The 22485-nt window shown below is 28.6% G+C and carries 17 protein-coding genes; 14 read left to right on the plus strand and 3 right to left on the minus strand.

Annotated features, from left to right (window positions below; all coding sequences use genetic code 11):
* Window positions 1-94 precede the first annotated feature (94 nt).
* Complete coding sequence (locus KPL54_RS08340) at window positions 95-964, minus strand: AraC family transcriptional regulator (RefSeq protein WP_216106130.1); 870 nt, start codon at window positions 962-964, stop codon at window positions 95-97.
* Window positions 965-1152: 188 nt separating this feature from the next.
* Between KPL54_RS08340 and KPL54_RS08345 the strand changes: the two genes are divergently transcribed.
* The 3 genes from KPL54_RS08345 (at window position 1153) to KPL54_RS08355 (ending at window position 5991) form a co-directional block, all read left to right on the plus strand.
* Window positions 1153-2898, plus strand: a complete 1746-nt coding sequence (locus KPL54_RS08345) for an ABC transporter ATP-binding protein (protein WP_253203396.1) — start codon at window positions 1153-1155, stop codon at window positions 2896-2898.
* A 2-nt stretch (window positions 2899-2900) separates the two neighbouring features.
* On the plus strand, window positions 2901-4685 hold the full coding sequence (locus KPL54_RS08350; protein WP_216106131.1) for an ABC transporter ATP-binding protein: 1785 nt from the start codon (window positions 2901-2903) through the stop codon (window positions 4683-4685).
* Window positions 4686-4995: 310 nt separating this feature from the next.
* On the plus strand, window positions 4996-5991 hold the full coding sequence (locus tag KPL54_RS08355; protein WP_216106132.1) for a 3-oxoacyl-[acyl-carrier-protein] synthase III C-terminal domain-containing protein: 996 nt from the start codon (window positions 4996-4998) through the stop codon (window positions 5989-5991).
* Here the strand turns inward: KPL54_RS08355 and KPL54_RS08360 are convergent.
* The gene (locus tag KPL54_RS08360) at window positions 5978-6346 is read right to left on the minus strand and encodes a hypothetical protein (protein ID WP_152752066.1); all 369 of its coding nucleotides are present in this window, start codon (window positions 6344-6346) and stop codon (window positions 5978-5980) included. The genes KPL54_RS08355 and KPL54_RS08360 overlap by 14 nt on opposite strands.
* Before the next feature lie 174 nt (window positions 6347-6520).
* Window positions 6521-7333: a flagellin N-terminal helical domain-containing protein gene (locus KPL54_RS08365; protein ID WP_152752067.1), complete on the minus strand. Its 813-nt coding sequence runs from the start codon at window positions 7331-7333 to the stop codon at window positions 6521-6523.
* Between the two features lie 704 nt (window positions 7334-8037).
* On the opposite strand from KPL54_RS08365, the gene KPL54_RS08370 reads away from it, so the two are divergent.
* From KPL54_RS08370 to KPL54_RS08420, 11 genes are all read left to right on the plus strand, one after another.
* Window positions 8038-8478 carry a hypothetical protein gene (locus tag KPL54_RS08370; RefSeq protein WP_216106133.1) on the plus strand — a complete coding sequence of 147 codons (441 nt, stop codon included), beginning with the start codon at window positions 8038-8040 and terminating at the stop codon, window positions 8476-8478.
* Between the two features lie 25 nt (window positions 8479-8503).
* A complete protein-coding gene (locus KPL54_RS08375) occupies window positions 8504-9136 on the plus strand; it encodes a DUF1292 domain-containing protein (protein WP_216106134.1) in 633 nt (210 codons plus the stop codon).
* A 47-nt stretch (window positions 9137-9183) separates the two neighbouring features.
* Window positions 9184-9843 carry a PspA/IM30 family protein gene (locus tag KPL54_RS08380; RefSeq protein ID WP_216106135.1) on the plus strand — a complete coding sequence of 220 codons (660 nt, stop codon included), beginning with the start codon at window positions 9184-9186 and terminating at the stop codon, window positions 9841-9843.
* A 977-nt stretch (window positions 9844-10820) separates the two neighbouring features.
* Window positions 10821-13847 (plus strand): glycoside hydrolase family 2 TIM barrel-domain containing protein, encoded by a 3027-nt coding sequence (locus tag KPL54_RS08385; RefSeq protein ID WP_216106136.1) that lies wholly within the window; start codon window positions 10821-10823, stop codon window positions 13845-13847.
* A 273-nt stretch (window positions 13848-14120) separates the two neighbouring features.
* Window positions 14121-14906: an ABC transporter ATP-binding protein gene (locus tag KPL54_RS08390; RefSeq protein ID WP_369700355.1), complete on the plus strand. Its 786-nt coding sequence runs from the start codon at window positions 14121-14123 to the stop codon at window positions 14904-14906.
* A 2-nt stretch (window positions 14907-14908) separates the two neighbouring features.
* Window positions 14909-16570 (plus strand): ABC transporter permease, encoded by a 1662-nt coding sequence (locus tag KPL54_RS08395; RefSeq protein WP_216106138.1) that lies wholly within the window; start codon window positions 14909-14911, stop codon window positions 16568-16570.
* Between the two features lie 30 nt (window positions 16571-16600).
* A complete protein-coding gene (locus KPL54_RS08400; RefSeq protein WP_216106139.1) occupies window positions 16601-18808 on the plus strand; it encodes a DUF2339 domain-containing protein in 2208 nt (735 codons plus the stop codon).
* A 99-nt stretch (window positions 18809-18907) separates the two neighbouring features.
* Window positions 18908-19546 (plus strand): ATP-dependent Clp protease proteolytic subunit, encoded by a 639-nt coding sequence (locus KPL54_RS08405; RefSeq protein WP_216106140.1) that lies wholly within the window; start codon window positions 18908-18910, stop codon window positions 19544-19546.
* A gap of 111 nt (window positions 19547-19657) precedes the next feature.
* Window positions 19658-20044: an SMU1112c/YaeR family gloxylase I-like metalloprotein gene (gloA2, locus tag KPL54_RS08410; protein ID WP_216106141.1), complete on the plus strand. Its 387-nt coding sequence runs from the start codon at window positions 19658-19660 to the stop codon at window positions 20042-20044.
* Between the two features lie 291 nt (window positions 20045-20335).
* Entirely contained in the window at window positions 20336-21061 is a 726-nt protein-coding gene (locus KPL54_RS08415) for a LytR/AlgR family response regulator transcription factor (RefSeq protein ID WP_216106142.1), read from the plus strand.
* Window positions 21062-21096: 35 nt separating this feature from the next.
* Window positions 21097-22407: a sensor histidine kinase gene (locus tag KPL54_RS08420; protein WP_216106143.1), complete on the plus strand. Its 1311-nt coding sequence runs from the start codon at window positions 21097-21099 to the stop codon at window positions 22405-22407.
* Window positions 22408-22485: the final 78 nt, after the last annotated feature.

The following is a 22485-nucleotide window of genomic DNA, read 5'->3' on the forward strand; positions in this document are numbered from 1 at the left end:
CCTGTTAATTTTATATCTAATATTATTTTAACATAGCAAGGCTTAAATGAAAATTAATATAATTAGAAAGACACTTTTGCCATAAAAGTCCTAATTATATTAATTTGATAAGTTGATTATCATCTGATTTACGTTTTAATTTTGACGGAGGATAGCCATAATATTTTTTAAAAAGTTTGCTAAAGTGATACATGTCAGGATAACCGACAGATAAAGCTATTTTTTTTATAGATTGGTCTCCAATTTCAAGGGAGTGTTTTGCTTTTGAAAGTCTGAGTTTTATTAAATAATTTATCGGTGAAGTACCAGTACTTTCTTTAAAAAGCTTAGAAATATAAGCGGGACTAAGGTACATGGTTTGCGATATTACTTCTAAAGAAAGACTATGCATAAAATTTTCGTTTATAAATTCTAAAACTGTATTCACTATAGTAATGTTATCATAGTTTTCAAGATTTAATATTCCTTTTTGTTTTAGAGCCGAGCTTTCAAAAGTTGCGTTAAAAAGAATGGAAAGAAGTTTAATACCCAGACCTTTTAGAGATAATTGTAGGGCTGGTTGGTTTTTACTTTGCTCTGAAATAATGTCTGAACAGAGTTTTAGAAGTTCATTTTCATATTTGGATACATTAATAATAGGTGATACATGATTTTCAAGAAAATGATCTGGCAAAAGTCCTTTTATGTGAAGGTTTTCATAACCTACGTGAAATTCATGAATTTCACTACCTCTGGGAAGAACTTTTCCGTGATATGCATGAGGGTTGAAAACAAGCAGGTCCCCCTTTTTGACAATGTGTGGAACACCACTAATATTGTATGTACATGTGCCTGATAAAACATATATTATGGATAGAAAATCATGGCAATGATAGGCAACATCACTTTTATCATTGAATTTTTTTGTAAAAGTATATAACATTTTCGGGTTGAAATCATCTAAATCAATTTTCAAATTGCACATAATCTACCTCTGTAAAATTATTCTATATTTTAATTATATTATAAGTCATTATAAGTAAATAATCAAAGCATAATTAAATCTTTATTCTATAAAATAAGAATTGACATTAAATTAGTATGGATAGTACATTTTATTATATGAGCATACACATGATAATAGTATAGAGAAAAAAATATGGGGTGGTAATTATGGCTTTTAGATGGGTGTGGAAGTATGCAAAAAAATACAATATTAAAATAATAATAGGTTTTATACTAGTTATTATATGTTCTGCTATGAATATGGTGGGACCATATTTATCTGGAACAATTGTAGATAAGGTTATTATGGGAAAAGAAAGTAATATATTAATTCCGTTATTAGGAGTTATTACAGCAGTAATATTGCTTAGGTCTACATTAAGGTATATTTTTTTGATTCTACTCGAAAATATGTCTCAAGATTCTATATTTGATATTAGAAATGATATTTATAGTAATCTTCAGAAACTTGATTTTGACTTTTTTGATAAAACTAGTACTGGAGATATAATGAATAAAATGACAGGTGATATCGATGCAGTAAGGCATTTTCTTGCATGGGTATGCTATAACGTTTTAGAGAATTCATTTATATTTTTGTTTGGAATAGCAATTATGTTTTCAATTAATTATAAACTTACATTGATTTTACTTATGTTTACACCTCCAATAGCTTATTTTGCAAGAAAGCTAGCAATAGATGTAAAACCAACTTTTTTTAATGTAAGGCAGCAGTTCTCAAAACTTAACTCAGTAGCACAAGAGAACATAAGTGGTAATAGAGTAGTAAAAGCTTTTGCTAAGGAAGAATTTGAAATTGGAAAATTTGGAAAAGAAAATGATGAATTTAGAAAAAGAAATATTGATTCTGCAAAAGTCTGGGGAAAATACCTTCCTATTATAGATTCGTTATCTATAAGTCTTAATATAGTAATTATTCTTGTAGGTGGAATTATGGTAATTAACCAAAACATAACCATAGGAAATTTGGTTACTTTTAATGCTATGATATTTACAATAAATAATCCAATGAGAATGGCAGGTTGGTTAATTAATGATATTCAAAGGTTTTCAGCGTCCGGTGAGAAAATAATCGAGCTTATGAATACTAAACCTAAAATTAAAAACTCGGAAAATCAAGTGGAAGAAGATAGAATAAAAGGTAATATAGAGTTTAAAAATGTAAACTTTAATTATGGGGATGAAGAAGTACTTGAGAATATAAATTTGAAAGTAAGCCCTGGGCAAACCATTGCAATAATAGGACATACGGGTTCTGGTAAGTCTACTTTCGTGAGTTTGTTATGTAGATTTTATGAATGCACAAAAGGAGAAATATTAGTTGATGGTTATGATATAAAAGATTTTAATTTAAGGCGTTTACGAAAAAATATAGCGGTAGCTATGCAAGATATATTTCTTTTTTCAGATACTATCGAGGGAAATATAGCATATGGGTTGCCTACAGCATCAATGGATGAAGTTAGATGGGCAGCTGGCATTGCTGGCGCTGATGATTTCATAAACAAGATGGAGGAAGGATATGATACGATTGTTGGTGAGAGAGGAGTGGGACTTTCTGGGGGGCAAAAGCAAAGGATTTCACTTGCGAGAGCTCTACTAAAAAATCCATCCATAATAATACTTGATGATACTACCTCTAGCCTTGATATACAAACAGAAAATAATATAAGACATTCACTGGACAAATATTTTAAGGATAAGACTACATTTATTATTGCACATAGGATATCTTCGGTAAAAAATGCAGATATGATATTAGTACTCAATAATGGAAGAATTGTAGAAAGAGGAACTCATAGTGAATTGCTCGTAAAGAAGGGTGAATATTATAATGTGTATATTAACCAATTTGGTAATTTTGATGATGCAAAGGGGAAGGAGGTAGGTTAAAAGTGGCTAGAAATAAGTATGATGTAGATGAAAAATTAGAATCAGAATTTAATATGGGACACGTTAAAAGACTTATGAGATATGTTATACCTTATAAGAAAAAAATGGTTATAACTATAGTAATTATGCTAATAGCATCAGTTGCAAATCTAATTGGGCCATACCTTATTAAGGTTGCACTGGATAGTAAGATACCAAGTAAAGATGTAACGGGGCTTATAATACTTAGTTTGATATATTTAGTTACAGTAATTATTAATGGAGTTTGTTTAAACATAAAAATAAAGTCTATGACAGATATAGGACAAAGTGTAATTTTAAACATAAGAAAAGATTTATTTGAGCACCTACAAAAACTTCCATTTAGTTATTATGATAGCAGACCGCATGGTAAGATATTAGTAAGGGTAGTTAATTATGTAAATTCATTAAGCGACCTTTTATCAAATGGTATCATTAATTTAATTACAGATAGTTTTAGTTTGATTGTAATTATTGTATTTATGTTTTTAATAGATGTTAGACTTACACTGATTGGTCTTGTGGGACTTCCAATACTCGTAGGAGCTGCTTTTACTATTAAGTCACTTCAAAGAAAAGCATTTCAGGTCTTAAGTAGTAAATCATCAAATGTAAATGCGTATATTCATGAGAGTATATGTGGTATGAAGGTTACTCAATCTTTTTCTAGAGAAAAAGAAAATTTAAAAATATTTAATGAACTTAGTGATAATTACAGGAAAGCTTGGATGCACGCTATAAAAATTCAATTCTTAATGGGACCTTTTGTTGATAACATTGGAAATTTAGTTGTGGTTGCAGTTTACATTATGGGAGTGACATGGATTGCAAATGGGTCTATAACAATAGGTGTACTTATTGCCTTCATAGCATATATAGGCAGGTTCTGGGGACCAATAAATAATATTGCAAACACATATAATGCTATTATAAATAACATGGCTTATTTGGAAAGAATATTTGAAACTATGGATGAGGAGCCTAATGTTAAAGATTTACAAGATGCATATGAAATGCCTAAAATAAAGGGCTTGGTAGAATTTAAAAATGTTAACTTTTGTTACGATGATGGTCAAAGAATCTTAAATGATGTAAACTTCAAAGCAAATAAAGGAGAGTCAATAGCACTAGTAGGTCCTACGGGTGCAGGTAAAACTACTATAATTAATCTTATAAGCAGATTTTATGACCTTGAGAGTGGAGAGGTGCTTATAGATGGAGTGAATGTTCGGGATGTATTACTTAATTCATTAAGAAAACAGATGGGTATTATGCTTCAAGATTCATTTATATTCTCAGGCACTATAATGGACAATATAAGATATGGCAAGCTTGATGCAACGGATAAAGAAGTTGTTGCTGCGGCTAGAGTAGTTAGAGCTCATGAATTTATAACTACATTAAGTGAAGGATACAATACCCAGGTGAATGAAAGAGGGTCAAGACTATCAGCTGGTCAAAGGCAGTTAATATCTTTTGCAAGAGCATTACTTGCAGACCCAAGAATTTTAATTTTAGATGAAGCAACTTCAAGTATAGATACAGAGACAGAAATGTTACTTCAAAAAGGGCTTGAAGAACTTCTAAAAGGAAGAACTTCATTTATAATAGCTCATAGGCTTTCTACTATAAAAAATTCAGATAGAATAATGTATATTGATCATGGAAGCATTGTTGAATCGGGAAGTCATGATGAACTTATGAAATATAAAGGTGAATATTATGATCTTTATATGAGTCAATATAAGATGCTTGAAGCTATATAAAAGGGTTGAAAAGTAAAATGGGATTGAAGTTAACTTCAATCCCATTTTACTTTATATAATACAGTTTAATGACGTATAGGAAAGAGGTAGTATTAAATTTAAATTAGCATATTTAAATGTTTACATTATAATATATTATAAGTAAATATATTATAAAATTCAATTTTATAGTAAATTTTATAGTACTTTAGACGATAGTAGAAAGTGGGCTAAGATATAACTATGAAAAAACAAAGAAACATTGCAAGTTAATTATTTTTAATATCAAAACAAAAGATATATTTAGTTACACCAAGGAGGAATTACATAAATGGAAAATGTAAGAATTTTAAAGGTAGAAATTTATCATCCTGAGAATGAGGTATTTAATAGTTTTTATCTGAAGCATTTTAAATCTCAAGGAAAAGACATTGAAGGCTTGTTAAAAGCTTTTGGGCGAGATAAGAGATATATAATCGATGATGATAATGAAAATACTGTTACTATGGGTATAAAAGTAGCTAATAAAGTATTGAAAAATGCAGGGCTAGAAGGAAAGGATATTGATATGGTTATGTTTTCATCTCAATTTCCTGAATATACATTTCCAAGTCAATCGCTAATAGTACATAATGCAATAGATGGGAAAGAAGATTGTATGTGTATGGATACAAATACAAATTGTGCAGGAATGCTTGTTACTGTTGAGCAGACGATAAGAGCTATGATGGGAAATCCTCATGTAAAACGAGCTTTAGTGATAGGGTCTGATTATACTTCGATACATTGTAGGGACGACGATGAACTAACTTACCCTAATTTTGCAGATGGGGCTGCCGCTATTATTTTAGAAAAGACAGAAGAGGGCGGGTTTATAGATAGTATGTGCAAAAGTGATGGGGCTACATGGGAGGCAGTTAAATATCCAGCTTGTGGTATGTCAAAAGTATATAAAGAAGAATTATCAGTTAGAGATAGAAGATTACAATGGACACCTTTTGAAGGTTTATTTATAATTGACAAAGCAGTAACTTCAATTCATGCCTTACTAAATAGGAATGGTTTAAAAATAGAAGAAATAAATAGCTATTGCTTTTCTCAATATTCAAAAGCATTTTCAAACCTTGGTTCAGAAAAATTAGGTGTAGATATAAACAAGTTTATTTATATAGGCGATGCATATGGATATACAGGAACAAGCAGTCCATTTATATCATTTTATGAGGGAATTAAAACTGGTAGGATAAAAAGAGGAGACATTGTTTGCCTCTGGACAGTTGCAATTAATTGGACTATTTGTACTATGCTTTTAATTATTTTACTGTAGCAGTTGAAAGCCCAGCTTCCTTACAGAGTCTTTGAAGTTGCATTTTTAGTACTATATTTTTTGTACAATCAAATATAATGTTCTTAAAACCCTCTTTTTTATACATTTCTAAACAACCTCTTAACATATTGGTCATATCGACACCTGATTTAGTATCTTTTCCTGAAACTTTTAGCTCTTTGCAATCAAATTGAAGTTCATATTCTTTTGCATTAATAGGTTTAAGAATTGTTGTGTAATCGCGTACAAAGTCATCAGCATCAGCAGGACCGAATGAACCAAAAGCCTTTGCAAATAGTATTTGTTTTGTTTTGTCTAAAGTCAATTCATATTTCTTATCGTTAGCTGTTGTCATATAAAACACATCCTTATTATATAATTATAAACTTAAGTTAGTAATCATTTACTCTATTTATAATAATATTCTATTTTAGTACAATTTTCAACAAAAAAATACATTTTATATTAAATTTTTTTAAAATAAAAGATTATATTAATGTTTAAGGAAAAGATACGTTTTATACTAAACTTATTTCAATAGTTGTAATACATTTTGGGCCTGTTGATTAGATTGCGATAACATAGCTTGGGCTACTTGATATAGAATACTATTTTTTGAGTATTCCATCATTTCTTTTGCAATATCTACGTCTCTTATTCTAGATTCTGCAGACTGTAGATTTTCAGCAGTAATATCATTTATTGAGATTACGTGTTCTAATCTATTTGTGTATGCACCTAACGTTCCTCTAAAAGAAGAAGTTTTTTCAATTGCTTTCTGTACACTTTTTATTGCATTAGAAGCATTTTCTAGAGTTGATATATTAACATCACCTAAATTTAATGCAGTTCCAGTCATAGATTCTAGATTTATAGTCATTGATTGATTAGAATTAGCACCTATTTGTAGTACAAGTTCATTATTATCCTTACCCAATAAAGGGATAGTATTAAATTCAGTTTGCTTCGCACTTCTTGTAATTTCTTCTTTTAGTTGTTCAAACTCTTTATTTAATTGAGATCTATCATCATCAGAGTTTGTTCCTGTAGCTGCTTGAACAGCTAATTCATTCATTCTTTGCAGCATAGAATGCGTTTCATTTAGTGCTCCCTCAGCTGTTTGAAGTAATGAAATACCATCCTCGGCATTTCTGGAGGCTTGCTCTAATCCTCTAATTTGACCTCTCATCTTTTCAGAAATAGCAAGACCAGCTGGATCATCTGCTGCTCTATTTATTCTTAGGCCTGAAGATAATCTTTCCATAGATCTACCCATTTTATTTTGAAGAATAGACATTTGTCTACAGGCAAACATTGCGCTAATATTATGACCAATTATCATAAAGAATTCCTCCGTTAAACTTACTTTTAATACTTTATATATATTTTATTCATAATTATACCATTAATTAATTTATCGTATGATCTTCAAATATCTTTAGGGGGTATAGTTAATATACGTATAAAAATATGTGACATGATTGATATTAAGTCTAGGGTGTAGCTTTAGGCTTCATTCACAGGGTATTTAACATGGGAGATATGTATCTGAAATTTCACTAGTAAGTGCCACCCACATGGCAAGTGGCATCTTTAAAATAAAGCCGTAATGTAAGGCAAAGCCGAATAATGCAAAAGACATTATTCGGTTTTTACTTTTCTAACTTACACCTAAAGATATATACTTTTTCGTTTTTTAGTATTTCTTTCATGTTTTCTGATATGAAATTAAAAGTTGTTGTACTTCCATCATTTTGTATAAATGCAGCTAAATTAATATTTTAGACTTAATTAATATTATATATGGAAAGTAATAAATGTAGTTAATTTAACTTAGCTATTAATAATACTCTATTCATGTTATCATATAATTATAGATGTGGGCAATTATGGCTTAGATTGATTTTATTTATAAAATAAAAAAGTCGGAAATCTGTAAAGCTGTAAAGATGTAAAGTCTCTAAGGGAATATTAGTAATTTTTATTTAATAAAATATAAATATGTTAGTGATAAAGAATTTTCGCTAAATGGGGGATGAGATAAGCTTGAAGAAGTTATCAAAGATATTATCAATACTACTTATGGTGGCATTACTTGTAACAATTAATTTCAATGCATATGCTAAATCAAGGTCTGGTGGATTTAAATCAAGTGGTAGTCATAGTAGTTCAAGTAGTAAAAGTTCGAGTAGTAGCAGTAGTGGAGGATTTAAATCAAGTAATAGTTATACAAAACCTTCAACTGCAACAACAGATAAAACATCACCATCGAGTGATAAATCAACAAGTACAAGTAGTAATAGTGAAACCAAAACACCAATTGTAGGTAGTAATAATAATTATAGTAACAATAATCATAGAAGTTTTATACCAATGATGTTTTTTGGAAATTCATTTGGTAGTTCGATATTTAGGTATGCAGGTTTAATTGTTATTTTATTAATAATGTTCTATGCGTATAGATTTATTAAAAGAAAACGTAAATAAAAGGTAAGGGTGGGTTAAAAAAATAATGGGTAATGAAAAAGAATATTTAAGTAAAATGAGTGATACTTATGTAAAAGCTCATGGTGATTTATTTTTAAAAATATATTCTAATGAATTTCGTGATGATACATTAAAGAATAAAGTTAAAGCGTTAAAATTCGAGAAAATATCTTTGGAGTTTATTGATATAATAAACAAATCTATTAAAGAGTCTAATAAGTTAATGCATTTTGTTGTAGATGATACTAAAGAGGTCAGCGATTATTATAATAAGTATAGAGGTCAATTAGATCAAGTTCAAAATTGTTCTAAGTGTGAATGTATAGATTGCGCATATGAGTGTAACTTTAGTTCTTGTGGCAATTGTTTATCAGGGTGCAGAGTTAAGACTTGTGATAAAAAAGAAAATTGTATAATAGAAAGCACTAAGACACTTGAATTATACGATGATAATAAAGAAAGAAATGTTGAATTTCAGATATTAGCAATAGTAGAAAGCAAATCATATGATAAAAAGTATATACTATTACAAGAAAAGGAAAATGAGGATAATAAACAAATGTATATTATGACCGATGGAATTTCAGATACTGAGTATATAAATATAGAGAATGAGGAAGAACTGGAAAATATAGCTGGACTATTCATGGAGAGTTAGTATACAATGTAGACAATCATTAAAGAGAATAAGGAGGAATATAAACAATGGGAATATTTGATAGATTAGGTAATAGTCTAAAAGCAGGAGTTAACAAAATAATAGATGCAAATGAGGATACAGCAGCGCTTATAGACCAAGCCATAAGAGATAAAGATGCATCTTTAAATGAAGCAAAGACTAAATCAGCTGTAGTTTTTGGAAATGTAAAAAGACTTGAAAGAGAAATGAATTCAGCGAAAGAAGATATGACTAATTGGGAATCTAAAATAAAACTAGCTATAGAAAAAGGTAATGATGAATTAGCTAGCAAAGCAATTGCTAAACAAAAAGAATGTGAAGCTACTAGTGTTTCATTATCAAAATCTTATAATTCAGCTAAAATTACTGCAGATAGTTTGAAGAAAAGTTTGGTAGATTTAGAAGATGACTTAAAAGATTTAAGAGGCAAGAGAGACGGCTTAATAGCTAGACTTAAAACAGCAGAGGCTGCAGAGGAAGTTAATGCAATTACAGCTAATATTAAAACAAAAGGTAATAGTATTGATTTAGATAGATTAGAACGTAAGATAGAGGAAAAAGAATGTTTAGCAGAAGGTTTAGGAGAACTCAAAGTTGATTCTTTAGAGGATGAATTTGAGGCTCTAGAAAAAACATCTGTAAACGATGATTTAGCGGCTTATAAAGCTAAATATGCTAAACAATAATTAACAATAAATAAAGACATGTCAATATTTCTAATAGAAATGTTGACATGTCTTTTTTTTGTTCTTTTATTATCCCATGAAACTCAATTGCTATATAATTACTGAAAAAAGTGATAACACCTATGGTGATGGATAAAAGTTTGAGCATATAGCTATGTACTTATTTAGAACTAACAAACTTTAAAAGAGACTAAAAGTATTTTTCACTTCTCTGTTGGTATTGCATAAAATAAGCATACTAAGCCTCCTATAACAATTAATAAACCTAAAATTGCGGATAGCTTCATACTTTTCACCCCTTTTTATTTTAATCTTATCTACCTATTGATATAAGAAATATTTTAATTGATAATAATCGAAGCAGTATAATGACGAGTTACATAGTAGTTAACAGTATTTTAATTCCAACGAGTGCTAGAACTGGAGTTGTAACACACAGAGAAATTAAGATAGCCTGAATCCATGATATTTCAGGACCGTTTTTGTATTTAGATTCCATGACAAATTGACCCCATTTCTTCATTAAATACTATATTTTTATAACAATTTTATAATGATACAAATTCATCTTACTATATATACCATTTAATATAAAGAATACCATAAAATCAACTCCATTGCAATATATTTGTAAGAAATGTAAATTTATTAAACTATTTTAAGTGTGTTTTTAGGTATTAAAACCTAGAAAACAAGAAATTATTATTAACATAAAATTTATACTTTTGATGTTATACTAGTATCTTTGTATACATTTACAACGCTATGGTATATAGTACTAATTGAAGTAACTTTAATAGTGCTATATAAATTAATAGCGCTTATACAACTTAATTATAGCCTTTTTTGCTGGATATAGTTTTGAAATATATAGGAATAAGATTCTTGATAGAGTTTTAACATTTCATTGCAGGAATGTTAGGTTCTGTTAAAGAATAATATGTATTATAATAAAATATAAAGTGGGAGATGAAATTATGGATTTTAAAATACCAAGTTTAGATTGGCTTTCTGATACTTCAGTTTTTGCTGTTAACAGAATTGAGGCTCACTCAGATCATAAATATTATTTGACAAAAGAAGAAGAAGCAATTGGCGAAATGGATCTTCGTCAAAGTTTGAATGGAAATTGGAAGTTTAGTTTTGCGGTAAATCCAAGCTCTAGAATTAAAAAATTTTATGAACCAGAATTTGATTGTCATTGTTTTAAGGATATAGAAGTTCCTGCACATATACAACTTCAAGGTTATGATAAACTTCAATATATAAATACCATGTACCCTTGGGATGGTCATAGCGAGTTATTACCACCTGAGGTATCTAAAGAATATAATCCTGTTGGAAGTTATGTAAAGTATTTTGATATTGATGAAAATATTAAAGGAGGGCCTGTATATATTTCTTTTCAAGGAGTGGAAAACGCATTTTACCTTTGGTTAAATGGTGAATTTATAGGGTATAGCGAGGATAGCTTTACTCCAGCAGAGTTTGATTTAACTAATTATATTAAAGATGGAGAAAATAAGCTGGCTGTGGAGGTATATAAGAGATCAACTGGAAGCTGGCTAGAAGATCAAGATTTTTGGCGTTTTTCAGGTATATTTAGGGATGTGTATTTATATTCTATTCCAGAAACTCATATTCAAGACTTATTTGTGAAAACAGACCTAGACAAGTCTTATAAAAATGCAGTTTTAAATCTAGATTTAAAAATAAAGGGAGAAATTAATTCTACCATTGATTTAGAACTTATGGATAAAGATGGAATAGTGGTGGCGAAAGATATAGGAACATCTTTAGCAAGTATCATATCATTAGATTTAAATGTTAATAGCGTAGAGCTTTGGAGCGCTGAAAATCCATATCTTTATACCTTATTTGCTTTAATTCGAGGACTTGATGGAAAAATTGTGGAAGTAGTCAGTCAAAAGGTTGGATTTAGAAGTTTTGAAATGATAAATAAGATTATGACCATAAATGGCAAACGTATAGTGTTTAAGGGCATAAATCGTCATGAATTTAACTGTAGAAAAGGTAGAGCTATTACTAAAGAAGATATGTTATGGGATATAAAATTCTTAAAGCAAAATAATATAAATGCTGTGAGAACTTCTCATTATCCTAATCAAACACATTGGTATGAGCTTTGTGATGAATATGGCATATATTTAATAGATGAAACAAACCTCGAAACTCATGGATCTTGGCAAAAGATGGGCAAAATCAAGCCTGATTGGGTTATTCCTGGCAGTAAAAAACAGTGGTTAGACATTGTACTTGATAGGGCAACGTCTATGCTTGAAAGGGATAAAAATCATCCGTCCATTTTAATATGGTCTTGTGGGAATGAATCCTTTGGTGGAGAAAATATATATAAGATGTCAAAGTATTTTAGAGAAAAAGATCCCTCAAGATTAGTTCATTATGAAGGTGTATTCCAGGATAGGAGTTTTAACGAAACTAGCGATATGGAAAGTAGAATGTATGCTAAGGTTTTTGAAATTGAAGAGTATTTAAATAATGCTCCAGAAAAACCATATATAAGCTGTGAATACATGCACGCCATGGGAAATTCATGTGGAGCACTGCATAAATATGTGGAGCTAGAAAGCAAATATCAGCTTTACCAAGGTGGTTTTATTTGGGATTATATAGACCAATTTATAATTAAAAAGGATAAGTTTAATCAGGAAGTTATGGCTTATGGCGGAGATTTTGATGATAGACCTACAGATTATAACTTCTGTGGCGATGGAATAGTTTATGCAGATAGAAAACCTTCTCCAAAGGTGCAAGAAGTAAAAAAACTTTATCAAAATATAAAATTAATTACTGGCAGAGATGGAGTTTTGGTTAAAAATGAAAATCTGTTTATAGATACTTCTGATTATATTTTAGAGTATTGCCTAGATCTTAATGGAAAAGAAATTTACAAAGATGTTATAACAGTTATTGTTAATCCTTGTGAAGAAAAATATGTAAGGCTTAAACTTCCGCAGGTGAAAACTTTTGGGGAATATGTTTTGAATGTTTCATTTAAACTTAAAAATAAAAATATTTGGGCAGAGGCTTTGCATGTTGTAGCATTTGATCAGTATGTATTTGATGTAGAGGGAACTATTGATACTAAAAAGTTAACTAAGATTCAAGTTGTCCATGGAGATGTAAATATTGGAGTTAAAAATGATGATTTTAGTGTCTTATTTTCAAAACAAGAAGGTGGAATGGTATCTCTTAGATATGATGGCATAGAAATGATAACTAGGGCACCAATGCCTATTTATTGGAGAGCTATGACGGATAATGATAAGGGAACTAATCATGGATTTAGGTGTGGACAATGGCTTCAAGCAAGTATGTTCCAAAGTTGCATCGATGTCCAGGTAATTGAAGATGATTATAGCATTATCGTAGAATATACATACGCACTTCTAGCAGGAATACAGGCTGAAGTTAAGATAGCCTATACTGTATATTCTAATGGTGAAATTAAAGTAAGTTGCGATTATAAAGGTATTAAAGGAATGCCTGAACTTCCTATATTTGGAATGGCATTTAAATTATCATCAGATTATGATAATTTCAAGTGGTATGGCAAGGGACCAGAAGAAAATTATGTGGATAGGCTTCATGGAGCAACACTTGGAATTTTCGAAAAATCAGTGAAAGAAAATGTTGCTGGGTATATTGTACCTCAGGAAAGTGGAAATCATACTGGAGTTAGATGGGCTAAGATAAAAGATAAAAATAGATTTGGTATTGAGTTTGAAGCAAGCAAGGTACCATTTGAATTAGGAGTATCTCCATATACAGCATGCGAGCTTCAAAATGCATATCATCACAATGAACTACCCAGAGTTAACTATACAGTAGTTACAATTGCAGCAAAGCAAATGGGAGTAGGTGGAGATGATAGCTGGGGAGCGCCAGTTCACGAAGAATATCTTATAGATTCCTCAAAGGATATTCACTTTGAATTTATAATGAGAAAATGTTTAGAATAGCGAATGTCAATAATGTAGTGACCTAGGAAATGACTTAATTGATTCACTTAAAAACCTTCTATACTGTTAGGCTTTGACACTTAACATTGTATAGGAGGTTTTTTATTGGGTCTTTATTTTTTATAGTATTACAATAAAAATTTTCCGTATATAACAATTTGACTATAATTATAAAACAATTCACATATTATAAAATTTCTTATATTTAAGTTATAAAATTATGTAGTATAATAAGGAACACAAACATATAAAATACATTAAGGGGTGGGAATGATGGAAAATTCAGAAAGTATAATATCAATAAAAAATTTACAAATGAGTTATGGTAACAAGTTAGTGCTTAATGGTATAAATTTGGAGATTCCACGCGGACAAATTATAGGATATATAGGGACTAATGGTGCTGGTAAAAGCACTACTATAAAAATAATGTTAGGTATATTAGAAGGATACTCTGGAACGGTTGAAATACTTGGACAAGATATTAGTAATGGAAGTATAGAGTATAAAAAGAAAATAGGTTATGTACCAGAACTTGCTGATATATATGAAAATTTAACTGCTTATGAGTATATAAGCTTTTTAGGTGGAATATATGGTCTAGAAGAGAAAAAACTTATAGAGAGATCAGAAAAGCTAATGGGACTGTTTGCAATGGACAATGTTATAAATTCTAGAATATCCTCATATTCAAAAGGCATGAAGCAAAAGCTACTTATAATATGCAGTTTAATTCATAACCCTGATATATTATTTTTTGATGAACCTTTAAGTGGACTGGATGCTAATAGTGTTATGGTATTTAAAGAGGTTATGAAAACTCTTGCAAAGGGAGGGAAAACAATATTTTATTCATCGCATATAATGGATGTTGTAGAAAAGGTAAGTGATAGAATAATACTATTAAATGCTGGACGAATAGTTGCTGATGGTAGTTTTGAGGAATTAAATAATAATCAAATGGAGGGTTCACTTGAGGAAATATTTAATCAGTTAACAGGGTTTAATGAGCATACAGCAATTGCTGAAGAATTTGTTTCTTTGGTTGAAGAGGTGTAGGTATGAAAAATTTCACGGTTCTTAAGATATTAGATAAATTCCAATTTATATATGTAAAATTAGGAGTTAACTATAAAGTTATGAGAATGATTCTACAGATAAAATTAACAATGGATGGCAGGCGGGTAAGCAATGTCATGGGAAAAAATAAAAAGAGTGACGAGAGCCGAGATAAAAATAATTATTTAAGTTTGCTTATGTTTAATGCTGTTATAAGTATTTTTATTGGTCTAATAATGAATAGTGATATGCCTGCTATGAAAGCTACAAATATTGTAATAGGTATAAATTTATTTATGATGATTTCACTTATGATATCTGATTTTTCAGCAGTATTATTAGATGTAACAGAGAAAAGTATATTATTACCAAAACCTATAGATAATAAAACTTTTAATGCAGCGAAAACTACCCATATATGTATATATTTATCAGGACTGACCCTGTCATTAAATTTAATACCACTCCTTATTGGCACAATAAAATATGGGGCTTTATTTTTCATAGTATTTTTTATAGAAAATATCCTTTCGGTTTTAATAGTTATAACTTTAACATCTTTATTGTACACCTTAGTTTTAAAGTTTTTTGATGGAGAAAAACTAAAAGATATAATAAACTATTTCCAAATATTATTAGCTTTTGTATTTGCATTTGGATATCAATTAGTTGCTAGAGTTTTTAATGTTTCAAATATGAATAGTGAATATATACCTAAGCTTTGGCATGTAATATTACCATCCATGTGGTTTGCAGCGCCATTTGGAATATTGATAGATGGTAATAAACAACCTATATTAATGTACTTACTAGTACTTGCGGTAGTGGGGCCGATTGTTTTAATTATGCTTTATTTTAAAAAGGTAGTACCATATTTTGAAAAGAACCTTGAAAAATTAAATTCTAAAGGAGGAACAGTAAGCAGAAGGAGTGAAAATAGAAAAGAATTTATAGCTGGACTTGTTTGCAAGGATAATATTGAAAAGAGTATGTTTAAATTTACTCAAAATATGATAGCTACAGAACGAAACCTAAAGCTGAAGGTATATCCAACCCTTGCAATGGCAGTATTTATGCCAGTTCTATTTATGTTCATGGACAGAAATGGTAAATCGCTTTTGGATAATATTCAAAATGGTTTTGGTGGGAAGATTCATTTATTAATATATATAAGTATATTCTTATTATGTTTTTGTACAGCATTTATAAATAATAGTGATAGTTTTAAGGGAGCTTTTATATACAAGGTATTACCGATAGAGAATCCGGGAGTAATATTAAAAGGAGCAGTAAAAGGAACTATATTTAAACTTATAATACCACTATATTTGCTGGATTCTATTGTATTCCTAATACTTAAAGGTCCATCGATAATTATAGACTTAGTGGTAATGTTTTTAGTTCTTTTAATATTATCGTTAGTATATTTTAAATTATCAAATAAGGCAATGCCGTTTAGTGTAAAATTTGCAACAACAGATAGTGGAAAACTTATAATGCCATCGATAATAACTAGCTTGCTACTTGGCATATTTGCTGGAATTCATATAGCTATTAGAAATAATATAATATTTATATGTGTTTACGGAATAGTGCTTTTAATAGTTAATGTAATACTCTGGAAAACTAGTTTTAATGTAAGTTGGAAGGATATAGAAATATAAAATCTAAATAACATACGAGGGGGAATGTAAATGAGAGGTATTGATGATTATCTGAGGCTACAAGAGGAGACAAATAATGAAATTCATCTCATCTTATTAGACTTAGAAACAGTAGAGAAAAAAGAGAAAGAGTTAGTATACTTAGAGAATAAAAAAATATTAGAAAAACTTGAGGCTTATAACCTAGGTGTGACAGATAAAACTAGAAATGAGTTTGTTGCTTTAAAAAATAGAATTGTTGCAATTACTGTGTCAAACGAAACTAAAAAGTTAGGATTGACTACAGAAATATCAAATTTATTCCAAATGGTAAGCAATTTAGAGATGAAGCTAGTTGGACTAGAAACAAAAATTAGTGAGGTTACTACTTTTCAAACACATACTCTTAAGGAACCTACTAATGTTCCACAACATTTAAAAGAAGAAAATATAAATCATACTTCAATTAAAAAGCCAGAAGGAAATAGTCTGAAATTAGGTATAGGAGCATTAAACTTAATTGGTATAATTTTAATCCTTATATCTCTTTCTACATTTGGTAGGGTTGTTTATGTGAATTTTATGTCAAAAGAGATGAAGGGGTTAACCCTATTTGTAATACCTATATTAATTTTATTATTTAGTGAATTATACCTACTCAGGAAGAATTACAAATTTTCAAAAGGTATAACGGCCCTTGGAATATCTGGTTTATATATAGCAGTAATAATAAATTATTTAGAACTTGAAAATATTTCAGGCATAATAACGCTGGTTATCACGGCATTAATAACTGCTGGGGCAATTTATTTAAGTTATAAAAAGGAATCAAATTTACTCAGAATTGTAACTTTAATAGGAGCATATATATGTTTAGTACCTGTAGACAAGATATCATCGGGGCAGTCATATACTTTACTTATAATATTAATATTTATAAATATATTAAATATATATTTTCCGCTACAGGAAATTAAAAGTAAAGAAATAAACGTATCATTTGAATTTTACACATCAATGTTAGCATTAATCTCTACTATAATTATTGGGGTAAATTTTGATAAGTATGTGTTGACACTATTATATATACTAATAACTCTTATATATAGTGTGCAATTTATGATTACTTGTAAAAGAAAAGAAAGTACACTTAACTCGATAGGGATACTAATGTATTTTATAATATATCCTTTCTCATCACTATCAATATATATAGACACGACTATTTGGTATGTACCTTTGCTTGCTTACTGTATTATTGGAATTGCAATATTATTAAGGCTAAAAAACTCATCAAAATGGACGGGTTATGTGGGCGTTGTAATAACTTGCTTAGACATACTTTTTAGATTAAATATAGATTTACACGGCCAATATAGTATCGTCACTATAAGTGTAATATCTGTTTTAGTTTTAAGTACACTTATGGTTTGGTTAAAGGATAAAAACATTTTTTTAAGAGTTACTCTAATAGGATTAGTGGGTTTAAGTATGTTAAATTGTTTAATTAATATAAATAAGTCTATTAGTATAATATATTTAGTATTATATGCAGCTATAATCTATTGTAGTAAAGAGTTTAAAAATAATATAGTGATTATAATGTTTAAATATTTTTATTTGCTAATTATAGCAGGGTGGGTATTTAATGAGATAAATAATATAGATATATTTAATAATCTACAATCATTCATAGTGCTTAGTATATTTGTTATATACACAGTTGTAATAAACAAATTTGATGTATTAAAGCATGATAACATAAAGATAATGAATTTTATAAGTTTATGTTTTATAGTTTTCTTATGCATTATCTCAGGTTTATATGGAAATATACAATTTTATTTAACTACAATGCTTATAATATATATTTTAGTATCTATGTTTACTGATGAATATATAGATAACACTAGATTCAATTTCAATAATGTGTTAATCGGAGCATTGTTATCAACTTATATTGTAGTGAGATTAAGTTTTATAGTTGATGTAGTATATGAATTTAAACAACTAATGCTTAGTATATCACTTATGTTAGTTGCTTTTGGTAGTGTATTTTTAGGGTTTAAAATAAATAATCCTCAGCTTAGAAAATATGGCTTAATATTATCGCTTATAACTTGTGCTAAATTAATGCTCATAGATTTCTATTCATTTAATTTTATAATTAAGACACTAGTATTTATGATCGTTGGGATAATTGCATTGTTAATATCTTACACATTTTCAAAGCTTGAAAAGGAGCATAAAAACAAATAAAAACAAAATATATTTATATGAGTTTGAATGTGGAAAAGAATATCCGCATACATATAATATAATATACGATTTAATAATATGAAGGAAGCAGGGTGAATTATGAGTGCAAATAAAAACTGGAATATATTTTTTGATGATGAGGTTAAGGAATTAACAAAAATGAATCTACCAGACCCAGAAACCTTAGATTATTATGAGAGGACTAGAAATAGAGAAATTTTTTGGAACTTTGATATTGATGATAGTTTGGTTGATTTTTCTTTAATGATTATAAAGTGGAATAAACAGGATAAAGGTAAATCGCCTGAGGAGAGAACTCCAATTAAGATATTTATAAATTCTAATGGAGGTGAATTACCTGCGGTGCTCAATTTCATAAATGTTATACAACTTTCTAAAACACCAGTGTATACAATAGGCCTCGGAAAAACTTACAGTTCGGGTGGATTAATGCTACTTGCTGGTTCAAAAGGCCACAGATATGTATTTCAGGATACAACAGCACTAATCCATTCTGGTAGTACAGGGGCTATGGGTAATACAGATAAGGTTTTAGATAATTTTGAATTTACTCAAAGACAAGAAAAAAGAGTTAAAGATTTTATTGTTGCAAATACAAATATTACAGATAAACTCTATACAAAAAATTATAGAAAAGATTGGTGGTTAATGTCTGATGAAATCATTTCACTAGGACTTGCAGATAAAATTGTGACTGATTTAGAGGAGATATTTTAACTCCATAATATTAGAAATTGTTTATAACTAGGGATACTCAACTATAGAGTATTTCATAGTTATAAATATAATGGGACAAGCAAAAGTGTTAAAAAAACAGGAGGTTTAATAATGAAGTTAAATAAAATTCATCATATAGCTATTATTTGTTCAAATTATGAAAGGTCTAAAAAATTCTATGTTAATATTTTAGGATTACATATAATTAAAGAGGTATACAGAAAAGATAGACAGTCATATAAACTTGACTTGGGCGTTTCTGGAAATTATCAAATAGAATTATTTTCTTTTAAGCAATCACCTAAAAGGCCTAGTTACCCTGAAGCAAGAGGATTAAGGCATCTTGCTTTTGAGGTGGATAGTATTGATGCAGCAATAGCAGAACTTAATGATAAAAATGTTATTACTGAGGATATTAGAATTGATGAGATTACGGGAAAAAGATTTACTTTTTTTAGTGATCCAGATGATTTACCTATAGAATTATATGAAAAATAGAAATAAAACATTAAAATAACTCTTTAGGTTACATGTACAAATAAAAAGATCCCTAAAAATAAAAATTTAGGGGTCTTTTTTAATAACTGATAAACAATAAGTTATTAAACATATTAATTGTCTCTATTAAATAAGGTCATTTTTATTGGTAATGTGCCAATATATATCTAATTTAGTAAAAGTTTATGATATAATAAGATTGTTATAAAATAAGACTATGGTGAGTATTAATTTTTAAATTTCAACTTGCCACTTGCCACGTGGGTGGCACCATGATTAAAGGGGATACCAATGAATGTGTTAATAGTAGAGGATGATATGCTGCAGAGAAAAAGTTTGAAAAAGATGATACAGCAAATAGATAAAGGTATAAATATATATGAATCTGTTGATAAAGATGAGGCTTTAGAAATTACAAGCATCTATAGTATAGATGTTTTTTATGTGGATATATGTTTAAATAGTTCATCTGGAGTAGATTTCGCAATAGAGGTTAGAAAGATACCAAAATATGAGTTTAGTTTTATTATTTTCTTAACAACTCATGTTGAATATTTAACTAAGGCATTTAAAGAAGTGCATTGTTATGATTATATTCTAAAACCATATGATATGGCAGATGTAGTGAATATGACAAAACACTTTAAAGCGCATATTGAAAATATAAATAAGAAGCCCGAAGTAAAAAGATATGTAATAATTGAAGTTAAAAGTGGTGTCAATGTAAAAATATATGTTGATGAGACAATTTTTATAGAGGTATATCTTCGTAAATGTATGATACATACAGTAAATGGTGTTTTTAAAGTTAATAACTTACCGCTTAGTAAAATCCTTAAGATTATAAATTGTAACAATATAGTTCAGTGTCATAAATCTTTTGCGGTTAACGTTAACTATATAAAGAAAATTGAGAATGTAGATAGTAAATTGAGTGAAATTTATTTCGAGAATTATGATGAAAATGCTCCTTTAGGTTATAAATTTAAAAATGCAATAATGGAACAATTTCAGTAATTAAATTGAATTTGTTATGAAAAGGAGCGTGTGGGATGATAGTTGTGCTACAATATGCCTTAGTTAGTTTTATTGAATTGTTTATCTTTATGTTATTATGGTCCAAATTTTGCCTTAAGGATGAAAATAATTGGTTGAAAAATATATTTGTAATACTAATAGAAATAATTATACTAATCATAATAAACAAAACAAATGTTTATGTGGATTTTCTTATTCGATGTGCGAGTATGATTATTTTTATGAAAATTATGTATAAGAGATCATTTATAAGGACAATAGTGGAATTTATAGTATTATCGTGTGTAAATATGATTTTACAAATAATTCTAATTAGTTGCGCAAATTTAGTTGGATTTTCGTATTCTGGTAAATCTGTAATGAGAATTGTTTTTCTTTCGATAGAATTACTTTGTACCATTATTATAACAAGATGCGACTTTAGTAAAATAGCAAAGAAAGTTATCAAATTGGACTCTAAGATACTATATTATTTTGTAATTAATTTAGGGTTATATATTATATTTTCTAAATTTATATGGGAATATAATAAAAATATAATATTAGATAATCTCTTAGTATACATTTTTATTATAGTATCAATGATATCGTTAAATATATTTTTATATTATTATATAATTAAAATAAGTGAGGATAAAAAGGTTTTAGAAGTTCAAAACATGTACAAGCCTATATTACTTGATATAGTAGAAGAGACAAGGCGGAGACAACATGATTTTAAAAATTATTTAAACACTATAAATGCAATAGTACAAGTAAGTAGTGAAAAAGAAGTTAAAAATGAATTGAAAAAGTATATTATGTCACTTAAATATTCAAATGAAATTATAGAAGACATCATATATATAGACAATATTATAATTAAGGCTATAATATACAACAAACTCTGTGAGGCAGATAGATTAAATGTTAAATTCTTATTTAATGTGACTAATAATTCATTGGATAATAGTTTAAATGATTATGAAATTTCAGATATACTAAATAATCTGCTTGATAATGCTTTTCAAGCTGTTAAAAATGGCAAGAAGGATAAGATTGTTATATTAAATATATGTGAAGAAGGAAATGATAATATTGTAGAGGTTAAGAATAGTGGAAGAACAATAAAACCAGACAATATAGAAAACATATTTAAAAGAGGATTTTCAACTAAAAAAGGTGATAATAGAGGATATGGTCTTTTCAATATTAAAGAAATAGCTAAAAAAAGAGGGAGTGATATTCAATTATCATTTGAAGATGGTTATACTGTTTTTAAAATGTCATTTAATCAAATATCTAAAAGAAATAAAAACTTGAAGATAAGTAAAATAAGTTCTTGATTTTCAACTTGCTATTTGGCATGTGGGTAGCACTGATACTTCCGTTTATGATGAAAAATGTACGTTATGGGGATTTTA

This window comes from Clostridium estertheticum (assembly GCF_018861295.1).
Taxonomy (GTDB): domain Bacteria; phylum Bacillota; class Clostridia; order Clostridiales; family Clostridiaceae; genus Clostridium_AD; species Clostridium_AD estertheticum_D.

Coding starts and splice junctions, on each gene's coding strand:
- KPL54_RS08390 (WP_369700355.1), top strand. CDS start 14,121: ATGGAAAATTCAGAAAGTATAATATCAATAAAAAATTTACAAATGAGT.
- KPL54_RS08345 (WP_253203396.1), top strand. CDS start 1,153: ATGGCTTTTAGATGGGTGTGGAAGTATGCAAAAAAATACAATATTAAA.
- KPL54_RS08400 (WP_216106139.1), top strand. CDS start 16,601: ATGAGAGGTATTGATGATTATCTGAGGCTACAAGAGGAGACAAATAAT.
- KPL54_RS08385 (WP_216106136.1), top strand. CDS start 10,821: ATGGATTTTAAAATACCAAGTTTAGATTGGCTTTCTGATACTTCAGTT.
- KPL54_RS08420 (WP_216106143.1), top strand. CDS start 21,097: ATGATAGTTGTGCTACAATATGCCTTAGTTAGTTTTATTGAATTGTTT.
- KPL54_RS08355 (WP_216106132.1), top strand. CDS start 4,996: ATGGAAAATGTAAGAATTTTAAAGGTAGAAATTTATCATCCTGAGAAT.
- KPL54_RS08415 (WP_216106142.1), top strand. CDS start 20,336: ATGAATGTGTTAATAGTAGAGGATGATATGCTGCAGAGAAAAAGTTTG.
- KPL54_RS08340 (WP_216106130.1), bottom strand. CDS start 964: ATGTGCAATTTGAAAATTGATTTAGATGATTTCAACCCGAAAATGTTA.
- KPL54_RS08395 (WP_216106138.1), top strand. CDS start 14,909: ATGAAAAATTTCACGGTTCTTAAGATATTAGATAAATTCCAATTTATA.
- KPL54_RS08375 (WP_216106134.1), top strand. CDS start 8,504: ATGGGTAATGAAAAAGAATATTTAAGTAAAATGAGTGATACTTATGTA.
- KPL54_RS08380 (WP_216106135.1), top strand. CDS start 9,184: ATGGGAATATTTGATAGATTAGGTAATAGTCTAAAAGCAGGAGTTAAC.
- gloA2 (WP_216106141.1), top strand. CDS start 19,658: ATGAAGTTAAATAAAATTCATCATATAGCTATTATTTGTTCAAATTAT.
- KPL54_RS08360 (WP_152752066.1), bottom strand. CDS start 6,346: ATGACAACAGCTAACGATAAGAAATATGAATTGACTTTAGACAAAACA.
- KPL54_RS08405 (WP_216106140.1), top strand. CDS start 18,908: ATGAGTGCAAATAAAAACTGGAATATATTTTTTGATGATGAGGTTAAG.
- KPL54_RS08365 (WP_152752067.1), bottom strand. CDS start 7,333: ATGATAATTGGTCATAATATTAGCGCAATGTTTGCCTGTAGACAAATG.